This window comes from Nocardiopsis sp. Huas11 (genome assembly GCF_003634495.1).
GTDB lineage: Bacteria > Actinomycetota > Actinomycetes > Streptosporangiales > Streptosporangiaceae > Nocardiopsis.
This window is the reverse complement of sequence record NZ_RBKY01000001.1, coordinates 2336902-2352329: the sequence shown is the minus strand read 5'-3', so window position 1 is coordinate 2352329 and position 15428 is coordinate 2336902. Positions and strand designations below refer to the sequence as shown.

The following is a 15428-nucleotide window of genomic DNA, read 5'->3' as shown; positions in this document are numbered from 1 at the left end:
CGTGACAGGGAGAATTGATCACGTCCATCGAGTCTTTTCGATCACTATGTTCAGCTGAACTGAACGTTTGATCGGGCGATCCCCTGGGCGGTCTCGGTGAGGTACCGGGTGACCTGGACGATCTGCGGGCGTCGGCTGGCGCCGGCGCGCACAGCGGTGACCACGTGGCGGCGGGGCTGGTCCGAGGCGAGCACGCGCAGGGCGACGCCCGGTGCGCGCTCCGGCGCGGCCAGGCGGGGGAGCAGGGCGGCCCCCATGCCCGCCGCGACCATGTCGAGGATGGCCCGCCAGTCGGCCGCCACGTGCGCCTGCCGGGGCACGAAGCCGGCCTGGGCGCAGGCGGACACGGTGATGTCGTGCCAGGGGCCGGCGTCGCCGTAGATCCAGGGCTCGTCGGCGAGGTCGGCCAGGCGCAGGCCGGGCGCGTTGGCCAGCCGGTGGTGCGCGGGCAGGGCGACGTCGAGCGGGTCGGTGAGCAGTTCCGTGCGGTCGTAGCGGCCGTCCTGGCCGGTGGGGGCCTCGGCCGCCAGGGATAGGCCGATGTCGATCTCCCCCGCGGCGAGGAGGTCGTAGACCTCGGCCGCCTCGGCCTGGTGGACCCGGACGGTCAGGCCGGGGCTCTCGCGGCGCAGGGCGGTGAGCGCGGGCACGACGAGCGAGGGGATCGCGGTCGCGAAGGAGCCCACCCGGACGTGCCCGGCCTGCCCGCGCGCGAAGCCGTCGAGCTCGGCCTCGGCCCGTTCGAGCTGGGCCAGGACCAGGTCGGTGTGGCGGAGCAGGACGTGCGCGGCGTCGGTGAGGCGGACGCGGCGCCCGTGGGCCTCCAGGAGGGGGACGCCGACCTGTGCGGCGAGCGAGGAGAGCTGTTGGGACACCGCGGACGGTGTCATGTGCAGGGCGGCGGCGGTGGCCCTGACGGTGCCGAGCTCGTCGAGCGTGCGCAGGACGCGCAGTTTGCGTAGGTCCCAGTCGGTCATTCTCCAGAACTACCATTCAGCTCGCCTTAACGGGTGCGGGTCGCGCCGTTCGGCCGGGATGGTCGCACCGATGGGTTACTCGGCAGTAACATCTTCGGTATGGCAGACATGAACGCCGAGACGGCGGAAACGGTCAAGTCCGGATTCCTGGCCTCCGTGCCCTTCGCGCGGACCCTGGGCGTGACCTTCACGGACCTCGACCACGGCCGCGCGGTGATGCGGCTCCCCGACAACGCCGACCACCACAACCACGTCGGCGGCCCCCACGCCGGCGCCATGTTCACCCTGGCCGAGTCCGCCTCGGGCGCCATCGTCATCGGCACCTTCGGCGACCAGCTGGAGCGGGCCGTGCCGCTGGCGGTGAGCGCCGAGATCCAGTACCTCAAGCTCGCCATGGGCGACGTGACGGCGGAGGCCACGCTCGGCCGGCCGCGCGAGGAGGTCATCGCCGAGCTCGACGAGGGCCGGCGGCCGGAGTTCCCGGTCGAGATCGAGCTGCGCACGGACGACGGGACCGTCACCGGGCGCATGACGGTGCTCTGGACCCTGAAACCGAGCCGGCGCTAGGCCGTGTTTTTCTGCGGGCTTTCGGGTGAGCTCGCGGTCGTCAGGTCGTCTCTCGCAAGCCGATGTGCGAAGTTCAGCCTGGTGGTGCTGCACGAGCGCAGAGGTGCCGCGAGAGGCGGTCCTGGCGGCCGCGAGCCCGGAATGCTGCAAAAAACACGGCCTAGGCGCGCGGACGGCCGCGAGCACGCGCGCGACGGAGGGGCCGAAGGACCGTCGAATGTCTCCGCCGATGGGTAGGTTGACCACGAGATTCAACCCTGAGGAGGCCCTTCCGTGAAGCTGCGAGTGGATCGCGACGCGTTCGCCGAGGCGGTGGCCTGGACGGCCCGCGCCCTGCCCACCCGCCCGGCGGTTCCGGTGCTCGCGGGCACCCGGATGGAGGTCGCGGCCGACGGAACGTCGCTGCACCTGTCCGGCTTCGACTACGAGGTCTCCACACGCGCCTCGGTGGAGGTGCTCTCCGAGGAGGGCGGCGCGGCGCTGGTCCCCGGGCGGCTGCTCGCCGAGATCGTGCGCAACCTGCCGCCGGGATCGGTGTTCATCGACTCCGACGGCACCAAGCTGCGCATCACCGGCGGCGCCGCCCGCTTCACCCTCATCACCATGCCGCTGGAGGACTACCCGTCGCTGCCGGCCATGCCCGGCCGGATCGGCTCCGTGCCCGCCGACGCCTTCGCCGCCGCCGTACGCCAGGTGTGCCCGGCGGCCAGCCGCGACGACACCCTGCCCATGCTCACCGGCGCCTACCTCGACTTCAGCGGCGAAGCCCTGAGCGTCGTGGCGACCGACCGCTACCGCATCGCCGTACGCGAGCTGTGGTGGAGTCCGGAGGACCCGGGGCTGGACCTGGCCGCGCTCGTCCCCGCGCGTACGCTGCAGGATACCGTGAAGGGCATGATCGGGCGGTCCAACGTGGACGTCGCCCTGTCCACGGTCACCGTGGGCGAGGGTGTGTCCCTGTCCCCGGGCGAGGGCATGATCGGCTTCGAGAACGGTGAGCGGCGCACCACCACTCGGCTGATCGACAGCGACTTCGTCAAGTACGAGTCGTGGTTCCCCCGGGAGTTCGGCGCACGGGCCGAGGTGGCGGTGGCGCCGCTGGCCGAGGCCGTGAAGCGGGTGGCGCTGGTCGCCGACCGCCACACTCCGCTGCGGTTGGCCTTCGCCCGGGGCGAGGTGGTGCTGGAAGCCGGTTCGGGCGAGGACGCCCAGGCGGTGGAGGCGATCGAGGTCGACTACGAGGGCGACCCCCTGCGGATCGCCTTCCGGCCCGACTACCTGGTGGACGGGCTGTCGGGGGTGGAGACCGACACCGCCTACCTCCACTTCACCGAACCGACCAAACCCGCGGTGTTCACCGACGTGCCCGCCAAGGAGGGCGACGCCCCCGCGTTCCGCTACCTCGTCCAGCCCCTGAGGGTGCCCTGAGCGGGCGCCCGTGGCATTTCGGGCGTCCCTGGTTTGTCCACAGAGTTATCCACAGGGTGGCGCGCAGATCTGTGGATAACTCAGGGTCATCACGCACAGGAACACCCGAAACACCCGCGGAACGCTCTCGGATTCCCGCATTGACGTGGGAAAACGCCACATGGGCCGATTCTGTGCACAGCCTGTGGACAACGTGGGCGACACGGACGTGCGAGCACCCGCGGACGGGGCTTCCGGTCAGTCGCTTTCGGCCAGCGCGGAGGTCCCACCACTGGTCAACGGCGTATCCAGGCCCAGCTGCGCCTGACGGCCGCGCCGGTAGCCGGCGCGTGCGCCGGCCGCGCTGTGCGTCCGCTCCGGGCGGTGCTTGCGCAACTGGGGGAACTGCTTCTGGAACTCCTCGTTCACCCGGTGCACGTCGTCCCGCAGGATGAGTTCCGCGCCGCGTGAGGGCGCACCATCGGTCGAACCGGAAACCCCTTCTGGAGTCGCCGATTCCTGCAAACGTGCCCGGAACTCACGAATACGATCCGCGACGGCGCGTCCGTAGGCACGCACGAACGACCGGTAGTAGCGCTTGCGCTCCGTCTCCAGCTCCGAGCGCGTGTAGTTGCGCAGCTCCCGGATATCGGTGACGTGCGAGGAACTCATGAACTTCGCCGACGCCTCCATCTGCATGGAGATCGACGGCATGAGCATGCGCAGCGCTTCCAACGCGTCGACCGTTCCCACCAGGATGATGGTCCGGTCCGTGTTCTCGGACGTGTTCCCCCGGACCGCCGACTGGCAACCGTAGGCCGCGGCGATGTCGGCCAGGGCCCGGACCCGGGCCTTGCCGTGGCCGCCCACCCCCGGGACCGTGTAGTCCATGCGGCTGATCGCGTCGGGTTCCTCGCCCCGCTCTGCGCGGGCCTCGGCCTCCGCGATCGCGTGGCGGGTCATCAGCTCGGCGGCCTTGGCGGTGAACGCCTGGCTCTCGGCATCAGTCACCGAGGGATCCTCCGCCATGCGGAGGAGCCCTCGGACCCGCTCGACCATCTTCTGACGAGCAGCTTCAGTCATCGGCGCCGGTTGTCTCCCGTAGGTGAGTTTCGTCTGTCCCGCCTCCAGACAGGAAACACCGAGCCTAAGCCCTCTTGTTCCTCGCCACCATCTCGGTGGCGGTCCACGGCCTCGACGGGTGGTCGCACCCCGCCTAGTTCTTGTTGCCGGCGACCATCGCCACGACGCCGATGAGGACCCACAGCACCAGCCCCACACCCAGTCCCGCGAACAGGGCGCCGAACAGGCCGCTGAAGATCGCGAAGCTGCCGATCACGGATGCGATATAGGTCATCACGGCCGTGGCGCCGCCGCCGAGCAGGGCCGGCGCGGTCGCGTAGCGGAAGGGGTAGGTCGCCGCCCAGCGTCGGCCGCGGCGGTCGCCCTTCTTGCTCAGGACACCGCCGATCCCGCCGATGAGGGCGAAGAAGAAGATGCCGGTCGAGACGGCGGAGGGGATCCCCGCCAGTCCGAAGTTCATGAGAAGGGAGAGGGCACCGGTCACCGTGCCGCCCAGCAGTGACGCCCCCCAGGGCCAGATCATCGTCGCCGAGGCGACGGGAGTGAATGCGTTGCCGCGCTCCAGCGTCATGTTCACCGCTCCAGTCGAATCGCGTGACGCCCGCTCTTCGCCGGGGCGTCCCATCCAGGATGCAAGGTCAGGGCTTCGCGCACATCAGGGCCTGTCCCTGACTTACCCCCGAGGCCGCACCCCGGCACCTGCGCAGGGATACGGTCACGGATTTCGGTTGGTTCCGCCGCCCGATGCGGGACCGCTCGGGGAGCGGCCCGACGCCGAGCACCTCACCGACCCCAACGATCAGCCGGACGCGGAAGTGCCCGGTTCGGCCAGGCTCACGGCACGGGTGAGGTCGGCGTGCAGGCGCGGCCAGGCGGTGCGGAACGCCGGCAGCAGGGGCAGGGCCATGGTCTCGGCCACCGGCACCCAGCGGATCTCCTCGCTCTCGGTGTTGGCCGCGCGGTAGGGCCGCAGGTCGGGCACGCTCGCGAGGAAGGTGTCGTAGCGCCACACGTCGAGGTCGTGCTCGTGCGCGCCGAGTACCGTGTAGCCCTCGAGGTCGCCCGCCACCTCCTCGCGGAACTCGCGGACCGCGGCCTCCAGAGGGGTCTCGTCACGGTTGCGCGCTCCGCCGGGGATCCCCCACATGCCGCCCATGTGCGTCCAGCCCGCCCGGTGCTGGAGGAGGACGTGGCCGGTTCCGGCCATGTCCCTGGCGTACAGCAGGAGCCCGGCCGCGCCGTAGACTCCCCACCGCCGGGACCCGTCCGGCAGCGTCACCCAGCCGTTTCCGTCGACCTCGTGCATCCAGCCCTCCCGCTTCGCGTCGCGTGTGTTCGGCGGCGGCCGTCCGCCGCCGGGGCCCATCCGGGCGACCCCAGGGATCCCTGGCGATCATGCCCGCTAATCTCTATGAACCTATGGCCAGATCGACGTCTTCCGCAGTCCTTCTCCCGGCGTACACGCTCGACCTCGTGTGGCGCTACTGGGCGCCGCTGCTGTGCGTCTACACGGCCGGGATGCTGCTGCACGCGCTGCTCATGCGCGGTCTGGTGGCGTTCTCCGACGTCAACCCGACGCTGTCCCTGGCCGGGCTCGGACTGACGCTGCTCGTCACACTGATCACGTTCGTCGTCATGTTCCAGCTGGTGCGGCCGAGCCTGCGCACCATCGACAGCGAGCTGAGCGCCGAGCCGGTGCGTCGGCACAAGAGGACCGGGTTCGTCGAACGCGAGCGCCGTGTCGTCGACGGTGTCGCTCTGGCGATCCTGCCCTTCCTGCTCTTCTACGGTGCCTGGGGGCTGATCGCCGACGAGTACAACGTGTACAGCATCAGCCTCCTCAACACCGAAGGGCTGGCGGCGTTCGCCGAGCCGACCCAGCTGAGCTGGTACGGGATGCCGCTGGCCGTGGCGGCCGTGGCGTGGGTGCTGCGCCGCGTGTGCGGGCGGTTCTTCACCACGACCCGCAACCCGGTGCTGGGGGTCCTCACCGCCCTGTTCGAGGGCGTGTGGATGTTCATGTTCCTGTTCTCCCTGGGGCACCTGATCTCCCAGACGCAGACGTGGCTGTCGAGCCGGGTCGCGTGGGTGATGGTCCAGGAGTCGCTCGCCGTCTTCGTGGACGGCCTGGGCGCGATGGTCGACCTGCCCGACCTCTCCGGCACGGTGGGCGCCGCCACCGCGTCCCTGTGGGCCTCGCTCAAGGCTGGTGTGGCCGGTCCGCTGCTGTGGCTGACCATCGCCGCCGTGATCTACCGTGCCGAGGTCGACGAGCACGAGGACTACCTGGAGGAGCCCCGGACCAGGAGCGACCTCGGCCGGGTGGCGGACAAGGCGATCAAGGCCGGCAAGGTGTTCGGTGAGGCCATCGGCAAGGACCTGTACGGCAAGTACACGCCCTGCCTGAACGCCCTGCGCTTCGTCCTCGGCGTCGGCCCGGTGTTCTACCTGTCCTTCTGCCTGGCGTTCGTGGTGCTGGACGCCGGGTTCAGCCAGCTCGGCCGGGCCGTGTACGTGGTGGTGGGCCCGGGCTCGTTCGCCGGCGAGTGGTGGCCGTGGCTCCAGCCCGTCGACTTCGTCGTGGAGGCCCTGCACATGGTGCTGCGGGTGTGCCTGCTGGGCGCGGCGTTCGAGATCGCCCTGCGCAAGGCGGAGCAGAGCAGCCCGGGGCGCCGGGTGTGGCGGGTGGCCAACCACGCGCTCGACCGGCAGGCGGGCGGCCGCGGCTGAGGGGACGGCGGCGGCCGTGGCCTGCTGAGGGCGATCGGGTCGCGTCGGCGGCCCCCGGGCAGTGCCCGAGGCGTCCCTCCGGGCCGGGAAGCGCGTGCGCGTCCGTCGTGGTGCACGCCCGCGCGGCGGGGCGGTGAGAGCCCTTCAGCGCCTTTCAGGGCCCGTGCAGGGGAGTACGAGGGTCGGTCAGGTGTCGGGTGGCCTTGGAGTACCAGGAGCCCCGGGTCTTGACTCCAGTGCCCCGTACGGGGGCGGACCCGGATCCGAGGAACGCGCGGCGCCGGGGGGTCGGTTCGAGCCCGCCACCCAGTGCGGGCCCGAGCGCGGTATCCAGCGGGGGACGAACGCGGGTACGAGCCCGCCACCCAATATGGGCCCGAGCGCGGGTCGGAGCCTGGCATCCAGCGGGGGACGAACGCGGGTCCGAGCCCGGCACCGGGTGCGTGGCCGAACGCGGCCTTCCCATGCGGCATCGAGCGCGGGCACGGAGTCGGACCGGCCCGGCACCGAAGGCGGCGCCGGGTCCGGGCCCCGACTCACTCCAGGATCTCGGCCTCGAAGAGCACGGCCTCGGGCCGCGGCCGCTGGTCCGCCGTGCTGGTCGCCACGGTGACCTCGAAGAGCAGCTCCTCGGCGACGTCCTCGGGCACGAGGAAGGAGAACGCGAACGCCTGGCTCTCCCCGGGCGCGATCGGCTCGCGTTCGGCGTTCGTGCACCCGCCGCCCGCGAAGGTCCCGGGGTCCTCCAGCAGCTGTCGCAGGGCGTACTCGTTCGTCGGTGTCCACGAGCGCCCCTGGGCGTCGACCGCGCGGAAGGCGCAGTGTGCGGCCAGGAGCTCGCTCGCCTCCTCGTCCGCAGGGGTCACCTCGAAGGCCATGTCCACGAGCTGGACGCCCTCGGGCGGGGGCGCCTCGTCTCCGAGGTTGCCCACCAGGGAGCCGACCGCCCGCCACTCGCTGCCCGCGAGCGTGGCCGTGTCACCGTCCACCGGAGTGGCCACCGGCGCGATGCTCCCCTGATCGCGTCCGGCCTGGTACTCCGTGGCGTAGGGCCAGATGAGCATGGTGGGGAACAGGACGGCCAGGGCCGCCAGGTACGGCAGGCGCATACGCCGCCACAGGGGAAGGGCGTGCCGGAGCTGCCCCGGACGCCCGGGCGGGGGACCCGGGGGCGGACGGTGCCCGCGGGAGGGTCCGCCCGCGGCCGTGGCCGCGCCGAGCGCGCCGGCGTCGTGGCCGTGTCCCTGGGGAGGCCGCGCCCAGCCCGCCTGCGGTCCGGTCGGCGGAGCCTGGTGCCCCTGCCCGCTCGCGTGCGGCGGCGCCGGGCGCACCGGGGCGGGGCCGCCGGTGCCGTGCCGCGCGGCGTCGGCGGGCGCGGGGGCCTGCCGACGCGGGGGCCGCTGGGCTCCGCGGGGGTCGGTCGGCGCGGGGGGACGCGCCTGGGACCTCTGCGCTCCGGTGGCGTCCTGACGGCCACGCGGGTCCTGCGGACGCGGAGTGCGGGGCGGCTGGGTCCCCTGGTCGCCCCACGGCCGCTGAGGCGGCTGGGAGCCACCGGTCGGAGCCCCTCGACCGCCGCGCGGGTTCGGGGGCCCTGGAGGCTGCTGAGGCCCCTGGGGGCCGTCGCCGCCGGGGCGCCCCTGGCCACCGCGGGGGTCCCGCGATCCGCGCGGGTCCTGAGGCCCCTGGCCCCCGCCGGGGCGGCTGTGCCGCCCCTGACCCTGAGGCGCCTCGGGTGTCCGCGGCGCCCGGGGGTTCTGTGGGTCCTGGCCGACGGGCCCGGGGCCGCCCCGCGGCGCTCGCGGGTTCGGCGATGCCTGGCCGGGGGCGGGCGCCTGCGGGTGCTGGGACGGGGCCGGCCGCTGCGATCCGCTCCCGTACGGGGAGGCCGACCGCCTCCGGGACCGGCTCGGGTCGGACGGGTCCTGGGGCCCTCGACCGGTCAGCGGGTCCTGCTCGTCGGGCAGCCATCCGCGCTGCCCGCGCGGGTCATTCGGATGCATCGGCGCTGTCCCCCATCTGGACCTCCGGCGGGAGGAGGGCGATCGGTTCGTCGGAGGGAGCCGGGTCGGTGAGACCGAGGTCGATGTCGGCCTGGGCCCCCAGACGGCGGTCGAGGCCGGTGGCGTTGGTCAGGAGCAGGGACGGCTGGTCCAGCCGGTCCTGTGGGACCTCGAACACGAACGCGCCGAACACGGTGATCCCCGGGGAGAAGTCCGCCCGGTCGAGCGAGTCGGTGAACCACCCGCGTTCGGAGTAGAGGGTGCCGTCGTCCATGCGCAGCTCGGCGTGCATCGTGTCGACCGTGGTGTGCTCGGCGGTCACCCGCACCCACACGACCGCCCACACGCCGTTGGCTTCGACCTGTTCCGTGGCGCCGTCGGCGCCGACGGTCTCCAGCGTGGTCGACACACCGGTCTCGACCACCTCGGCGGTGAAGTCGTCGGTGGCGACCGCGGCGTCCGCGGTGCCGGACGTGGCGATGGGGGCGAGCTCGTCCTTCTCGGCCACGACGAACCGCTGCAGGAAGATGATCACGACGACCAGGACCACGGAGACGCCGGTGGACCAGAGGCGGCGGACCGCGGGGCTGGACACGGTCAGATCCTCTCCACGGGCAGCTCGACCACGCCGACGACGACGGGGGTGTCCACCCAGAGCTCCTGCCCGTCGCGCGTGTGGATCATCTCCGCCTCGTGGAGGCTGATCTCGATGCCCTCGACGTCCTCGGCGGTCACGCCCTCCTCGGTGGCCTCGTCCTTGGGCCCGAAGAGCTCCGCGTCGCCGCCTTCGGCGAGCTCCTCCTCGGTGAAGAGGTCGTCCAGGAAGGGGTTGTCCGTCACCGACCAGCTCAGGGAGGTCTCGTCGCGCATATGGGGTTGGTAATCGAACGTCTGCGAGCCGGTGTAGCGCACGGCTCCGGCGCTGGGGAACTTGATCTCCTGCCCGCCGGGCAGCACGCGCGCGACCATCGTCGAGCCGACCGTCTGGACGCTGACGGGTTCGTTCACGCCGTGGACCTCCACGTCCGCGAGGACGTGGATCTCGAAGCCGTATTCGTCCGTGACCAGCCGCGCCTCGTGCGGTGTGAAGGCGAAGAGCTTGTTGCGCATCTCCTCGCCGGGGGGCGAGGGCGCGGGTGTCGCGTCGGCCGACTCGAGTCCGCCGGCCAGGGCGACGGCACCGACCGCGAGCGTGAGGACCACCGCGGCGGCGGTGGCGATCGCGGCGCGTGCGAGAAGGCTCTGGGGGATCAGGGACCGACGGGGGATCTCGTCGGTACTGGCATGGTGGACCACGAGAAGGAAGTGTACGGGGCGGAGGGGACAACCGCCCCGAATCACCGACAAGAGGCCACATCAGGCCACACCCTGAACGCTTCCCTCCCCTGCCCCGGAAGGCCCGACCACCTGCTCGTTTCACGCAATGTAGCGGGACTTGAGCGGATGGTTCGAGAATTCCCGCGGTTAAGTGGAACGCCGCTGGGAAGGCCTGTCCAATGGTCGAAAGCCGTTCCGTGGTCGCGCCTTCCATGCGACGTGTGGATATTCCCCAGGTCAGAGGGCGGGGAAATCGAAGAATCAGGCGCCTATCCGTTTGATCGCGGGCGGACGTGAATATCGCTTTGAGACATCATGGACCCTTGACGCCCTTGCATGTGGTCGATGACGATGATCGGCGAGAGATCTGGGTGAACTTCTTGAATACTTCAGTGGCGATCCACGCTCCTGCTGATTTCAGAGGGAAATCCGTGCATCCTCATCGCATCTCCCCCGTCTATTTCTGGAGAGCCAGTGTCTGTGTGCGGAACGCTTGACCAGCGTTTCGAGGAGATCATTTCCACTGCCTTGGTGGGTGTGCCGTCGGCCAAGATGCGGCCGATGGGCCGCCCTGAGCGGGACGAGGACCTGGAGCCCTTGACGGAACCCGCTGGGGCCTGACCCGGTTCCGGGCATCCTCCGCCTTGAACGCCGCGACTCGTCGGCGTTCAAGGCGGACGTCTTGTGCGCAGGACTGTTGAAGGCGTGTGACCGTGCCACGTCGGTTCGAGTCGCGCGTGTCGCGAGATCAGACGACGTCGGCTCCACTGCCGCCTCCCGCGCGCTCCCTCTCGATCCGGTCCGCCCGCCGACAGAGCGATGCGAGGGGGCGAACGACCCACAGCGTCGCGATCACCATGACGACGGCGGCCGCGACGGAGGGGAGCCGTAGGTCGCTCCTGGCGAGAAGACCGCCGATGATCGCGCCGACGGGACTCAGCCCCAGGGTCAGCATGCGCGTGTTGCTGAGCACGCGCCCCATGACCTCTGTCGGAATGACGAGCTGGAGAATGCCCACCACCGCGGTGTTCGACAACGTCAGGGCTCCGGCCAACAGCGCCCAGGCCAGAGCGGCCACATACGCGTTGGGGGCGGCGGCCATCACCGCACAGCAGAGGGCCATGGTGGCGCCAGGAACGCGGCCCGAGTGATGTTGGCCGCGACCATGGGTCTGACCGGGCTGTACCGGTCGACGATCACGCCGGCCGCGACGCCGAAGACCAGGACGGGCAGGAACCGCATGACGGTGAGGCCCGCGACGAGAAGTGGATCGTTGGTGACCACGGCCGCTGCCATGGGCAGCGCGGTCATCATGATCCCGTCGGCCAGATTGCTGCCGGTGCTTCCCAACCAGAAGAGAGAGAAACGACGGGGAAGCCGCCGTGATTTCTCCTGGCTTTTGGGGGTCTCCATGATTCGCTTTCCGTGGGGGCGGGATGTGCGAAGTGCGCGCGTCAGGCGGTCGATGTCCGGCGGAATCGGTCCGATTTCCAGGGTTGCGGGTGGATCTTGAATGCACGGGAGTCCAGGGTGCAAGCTCTGGCGTGATCAATAAGTTTTCCGGCCGTATTTCATCGGCGGGTCGCCGATCGGAGCTCGGACGGAAGGGCGCGGACGGGTGGCCACTACCGGCCGTGCGCGATGACCCGCGCACGTCGATACCCTGAGTCGGACTACTGCGACACATCGTGACGAAAGAGCCTGCTTCGGCACTGAAAGCCGACTGAAAGCGGCGTGGAAGAGGATCTCTCTAGTGTGGAACACGTTCGACGCGATCGGTTCCCACGAGAGGACGGCTCGTGGCCGAAGGCCGGTCCGACGTTCGTTGGACACAGGTCACCCGTGGCGAGTCTGAGGCGGAACCGCCACGGGTGGCCGACCCCCCGAGGCGGTGAGCCCGATGATGGTGCGTAGACGGCGTAGGGCGACGTTGCGGCTCTACACGAGTGCAGTGAGACGAGGAGTTCGAGTGCCGAAGATGTTGACGGTTGACGAGCAGTTCGAGGCGATCGTCGTCGGCGACGTGCGGGCCGACAAGATGTCGCCGTACCGCGAGCCCGAGCCGGACAAGGGCACCCCGGCCGAGGAGAAGCCGCAGGAGGCCGCTCCCGCCGAGGAGAAGTCGGACGAGAACAAGTAGTCGTCGCCTGATGTAATAAAACGGTCACTCCGAGTACTTGCGCAGAGGGGGTACTCGGAGCCGTTTGCATGCCCGGAATTCCACATCGCTCCAATGTGCCTTGCTAGTGTGAGCGCTTGTGGAATTCGGCGTGCTTGGCCCCATTACCGTCTGGTCCGACGGCCGATCGATTTCGGTGGGCGGACCACGTCAGCGCTGTGTACTCGGGGCGCTGTTGGTGCATCTGGGGCGCGAGGTCACGATCGACCAGCTGATCGCCTACCTCTGGAGTGACGACCCTCCGCGCACCGCTCGATCCGTCATCCAGGTGCAGGTCCACCACCTCAGGCGCATTCTGCCTGACCGCATCGACACGACCCCGGGCGGCTACTGCCTCGAAGTCGATCCGGACACCGTCGACCTGCACCGGTTCCGGCGGCTGCGGGACACCGCGGCGCGGTCGGAACCGAGCGAGGCCCTCGCGCTGTGGGAACAGGCCCTCGCCTGTTGGAGGGGGGTTCCCTTCTCCGGGATCGGGTCGGACCATCTCGAGCATTCGGTGGTCACTCCCCTCCAGGAGGAGCGGTGGTCCGCCGTCATCGCGTGGGCGACGTGCGCTCTGGAATTGGGACGCGCGACGGATGTCGCCTCCCGCCTGACCACTCTGGCCAGCGAGGAACCCTTCCGGGAACGCCTGCACCACCTGCTCATCACGGCTCTGTGGCGAGACAACGAACGGGCCAGGGCGCTCGCCGCGTACGAGGAGTTCCGTTCCAGGCTGGCGGACGAGTTGGGCGTCGACCCCGGCCCGGAACTCAGCGCGCTGCACGCCCGCATCCTCCAGGAGGACGCGAGGGAATCGGCCTCGGACCGGCGATCGCGGGAGCCGGAAGCGGATGCGGACTCCGGATTTCGCTATGTGGTGCGCAATGACCTGCCCAGAGACCTCCCGGATTTCACGGGCCGGCAGGAGTCGCTGGAGGCGTTGGTCGAGGCGGCCTTCTCGGAGGACGGCGCCCAGGTCTGTGTCATCACCGGCAGCGGTGGCGAAGGGAAGACGACCACCGCGGTGCGCTTCGGCTATGAGGCGGGCGACCGCTACCCGGACGGCCGGTTGTTCATCGACCTGTACGGCTACACCTCGAACAAGCAGCCGCTCGACCCCGGATCCGCGCTCGGCGCCCTTCTGCGGGCCGTCGGCGTGGCCCCCGAGGCCGTGCCCGAGTCCCTGGAGGAGCGGTCCGCGCTGTGGAGGGCGACCCTGATGGGACGCAAGCTCCTGCTCATCCTCGACAACGCGGCCAGCCTCGCGCAGGTCAGCCCGCTGCTCTCGTCGTCGCCCGGGTCGACGACCCTGATCACCACGCGCAATGAGCTCTCCGGCCTCAGCGGGGCGCGCTTCGTGTCCCTGGGGATGTTCGACGAACAGACCTCCCTGGAGTTCTTCGTCAGGAACCTGGGCGAGGAGCGGGTCCGACGGGAGCCGGAACAGGCACGGGAGATCGCCAGGATCTGCGGTGGCCTGCCCCTCGCGCTGCGGGTGGTCGCCGGACGGATGCTGAGCCGGCCGCGATGGTCGTTCGTCCATGTCGCCAGGCGACTCGGTGAGCACAACCGCAAACTGCGCGAGCTGCGTGTCGAGGGCCAGAGCGTCGAGTCCGCGATCGACCTGTCCTTCCAGAGCCTGAACGCGGAGCAGCGGACGGCCTTCCTCCGACTGGGCCTGATGATCGGGGACACCGTCGACCTGGCCGGCGCCGCCGCACTGCTGGACCTGTCGGTGGAGGAGGCCGACGACATGCTCCAGGAGCTCGTCGGCGTGTGCCTCCTCGAGGAGCCCCAGGGTGACGTCTACCGGATGCACGACCTGATCAGGGCGTTCGCCGGGGAGCGCGTGATCGCGGTGAGCAGCACCGAGGAGGTCCGCTCGGCGAGGAGGCGCCTGGCCGACAGCTACCTGGCCACGGCCCAGCACGCCGCCGACCTCCTGGCGCCGCGTGCGCACAAGGACGAGGACGAGGCGCGGTCGGGGTACCGCACCGAGCTGACCGGCAGGCAGGACGCGGAGAACTGGTTCTCGCTGCACCAGGAGAACCTGGCCGAGACGATCGAGTACTTCGCGTTGAACGACAACGGCGACCGGGCATGGCGCATGGCGGAGGCGGTGTGGCGCTTCTACGCCATGCACGGCAACATGGCGCTGCTCCTGAGTTCCCACGAACGGGTGCTGCGGATCAGCAGCAAGCAGGGCAATCAGCGCGGGCGAGCGGTGACGCTCATCGGGTTGGGGATCGCGCACTACATCTCCGGCCGGTTCGACGAGGCGTTGGACTTCCTCTCCGAGGCGCGGGACCTGCTGGAGTCGATCGGTGACGACCGGGGCATCATCAGGGCCCTGGCGAACCTGGGCATGGTCTACGAGCGGGTCGGCCGCTTCGCGGACTCCGGTGAGGCCATCCAAGGAGTCCTGGCGTTCGCGGAGAAACTCGGCGACACGCAGCTCGAGGCGATGCAGTGGAACAATCTCGCGGTCCTGCGTCAGGCGCTGGGCGAGTACCAGGAGGCCCTCGAGTGCGGAGAGCGGGCGATCCGCATCTCCGACGAGACGCACAGGGAGACCAATGAGGCGTTGTCCCGGCGCGTCATGGGCGAGGCGCAGATCGGACTGGGCCGAACCGGCCTCGCCTTCGAGAACCTGAACGCGGCACTGGAACTCTCCGTCCGCCTGCAGATGGTCGGCTACCAGATCTACGTCCACAACTCCCTGGGCACCGCCCACCGTGCGGTGGGCGCCTGGGAGGACGCCGTCGCGTCCCATTCGACGGCGCTGTCCCTGGCCGAACAGCACGGGCGCCACAGCGGGGACGCGGAGATCCTCACGGACCTGGGCATCACCTACGCGGCGGCCGGCCGGTTCGACGAGGCCGCGGCCGAGCTGGAGAAGGCGCACGCCATCGCGGTCGAGCGCAACGAGCGCTACGCCGTGGCGCGGGCCGCGTTCGCCCTCGGCCGGCTCCCGGAACCCACGATGCCCGCCGCGCGCGCCCGCACCCTTCTGACCGACGCCGTCGCGACCTTCGCCGACCTGGGCCTGCGTGAGGCCGATGCGGCCCGCGAGGCGCTACGGCTGCTGGGGGACGAGTGACCGGGGGCGGTCATGCCTGGAACGCCGCCGTGGCGTGAGCCGAGTCCGCTGACGGGAGTGTCTGCCCGAGGGCGGGTCCG

14 protein-coding genes are annotated in these 15428 nt (G+C 70.5%); 5 read left to right on the top strand and 9 right to left on the bottom strand.

Annotated elements, in window-relative coordinates; genetic code table 11:
- Positions 1-50: 50 nt before the first annotated feature.
- A complete protein-coding gene (locus DFP74_RS10470) occupies positions 51-977 on the bottom strand; it encodes a LysR family transcriptional regulator (RefSeq protein ID WP_121181515.1) in 927 nt (308 codons plus the stop codon).
- 108 nt (positions 978-1085) lie between these two features.
- Between DFP74_RS10470 and DFP74_RS10465 the strand changes: the two genes are divergently transcribed.
- Together DFP74_RS10465 and dnaN are read left to right on the top strand one after the other, a co-directional pair.
- Positions 1086-1544 carry a DUF4442 domain-containing protein gene (locus DFP74_RS10465; protein ID WP_199725880.1) on the top strand — a complete coding sequence of 153 codons (459 nt, stop codon included), beginning with the start codon at positions 1086-1088 and terminating at the stop codon, positions 1542-1544.
- Between the two features lie 273 nt (positions 1545-1817).
- Positions 1818-2972, top strand: a complete 1155-nt coding sequence (dnaN, locus tag DFP74_RS10460) for a DNA polymerase III subunit beta (protein ID WP_233570905.1) — start codon at positions 1818-1820, stop codon at positions 2970-2972.
- Between the two features lie 237 nt (positions 2973-3209).
- On the opposite strand, the gene DFP74_RS10455 is transcribed toward dnaN, so the two are convergent.
- The 3 genes from DFP74_RS10455 to DFP74_RS10445 all read right to left on the bottom strand — a co-directional run bounded on the left by DFP74_RS10455 (position 3210) and on the right by DFP74_RS10445 (position 5340).
- On the bottom strand, positions 3210-4010 hold the full coding sequence (locus DFP74_RS10455; protein WP_121188168.1) for a DUF2786 domain-containing protein: 801 nt from the start codon (positions 4008-4010) through the stop codon (positions 3210-3212).
- A 157-nt stretch (positions 4011-4167) separates the two neighbouring features.
- Entirely contained in the window at positions 4168-4605 is a 438-nt protein-coding gene (locus tag DFP74_RS10450; RefSeq protein WP_121181513.1) for a hypothetical protein, read from the bottom strand.
- Positions 4606-4833: 228 nt separating this feature from the next.
- The gene (locus DFP74_RS10445; protein ID WP_121188167.1) at positions 4834-5340 is read right to left on the bottom strand and encodes an NUDIX hydrolase; all 507 of its coding nucleotides are present in this window, start codon (positions 5338-5340) and stop codon (positions 4834-4836) included.
- Between the two features lie 113 nt (positions 5341-5453).
- On the opposite strand from DFP74_RS10445, the gene DFP74_RS10440 reads away from it, so the two are divergent.
- Entirely contained in the window at positions 5454-6764 is a 1311-nt protein-coding gene (locus tag DFP74_RS10440) for a hypothetical protein (protein WP_121181512.1), read from the top strand.
- A gap of 536 nt (positions 6765-7300) precedes the next feature.
- Here DFP74_RS10440 and DFP74_RS10435 read toward each other — a convergent pair.
- From DFP74_RS10435 to DFP74_RS10415, 5 genes are all read right to left on the bottom strand, one after another.
- The gene (locus DFP74_RS10435) at positions 7301-7873 is read right to left on the bottom strand and encodes a hypothetical protein (RefSeq protein ID WP_121181511.1); all 573 of its coding nucleotides are present in this window, start codon (positions 7871-7873) and stop codon (positions 7301-7303) included.
- 880 nt (positions 7874-8753) lie between these two features.
- Entirely contained in the window at positions 8754-9362 is a 609-nt protein-coding gene (locus DFP74_RS10430; RefSeq protein WP_121181510.1) for a hypothetical protein, read from the bottom strand.
- Positions 9363-9364: 2 nt separating this feature from the next.
- Positions 9365-10063 carry a hypothetical protein gene (locus DFP74_RS10425; RefSeq protein WP_121181509.1) on the bottom strand — a complete coding sequence of 233 codons (699 nt, stop codon included), beginning with the start codon at positions 10061-10063 and terminating at the stop codon, positions 9365-9367.
- Positions 10064-10832: 769 nt separating this feature from the next.
- Entirely contained in the window at positions 10833-11207 is a 375-nt protein-coding gene (locus tag DFP74_RS10420; RefSeq protein ID WP_147453850.1) for a hypothetical protein, read from the bottom strand.
- Entirely contained in the window at positions 11186-11497 is a 312-nt protein-coding gene (locus DFP74_RS10415; protein ID WP_121181507.1) for a hypothetical protein, read from the bottom strand. The genes DFP74_RS10420 and DFP74_RS10415 overlap by 22 nt, the downstream gene beginning before the upstream one ends.
- Positions 11498-12053: 556 nt before the next feature.
- On the opposite strand from DFP74_RS10415, the gene DFP74_RS33840 reads away from it, so the two are divergent.
- Positions 12054-12224: a hypothetical protein gene (locus DFP74_RS33840; protein WP_199725591.1), complete on the top strand. Its 171-nt coding sequence runs from the start codon at positions 12054-12056 to the stop codon at positions 12222-12224.
- A 175-nt stretch (positions 12225-12399) separates the two neighbouring features.
- A complete protein-coding gene (locus DFP74_RS10410; RefSeq protein ID WP_121181506.1) occupies positions 12400-15348 on the top strand; it encodes a BTAD domain-containing putative transcriptional regulator in 2949 nt (982 codons plus the stop codon).
- Positions 15349-15428 lie beyond the last annotated feature (80 nt).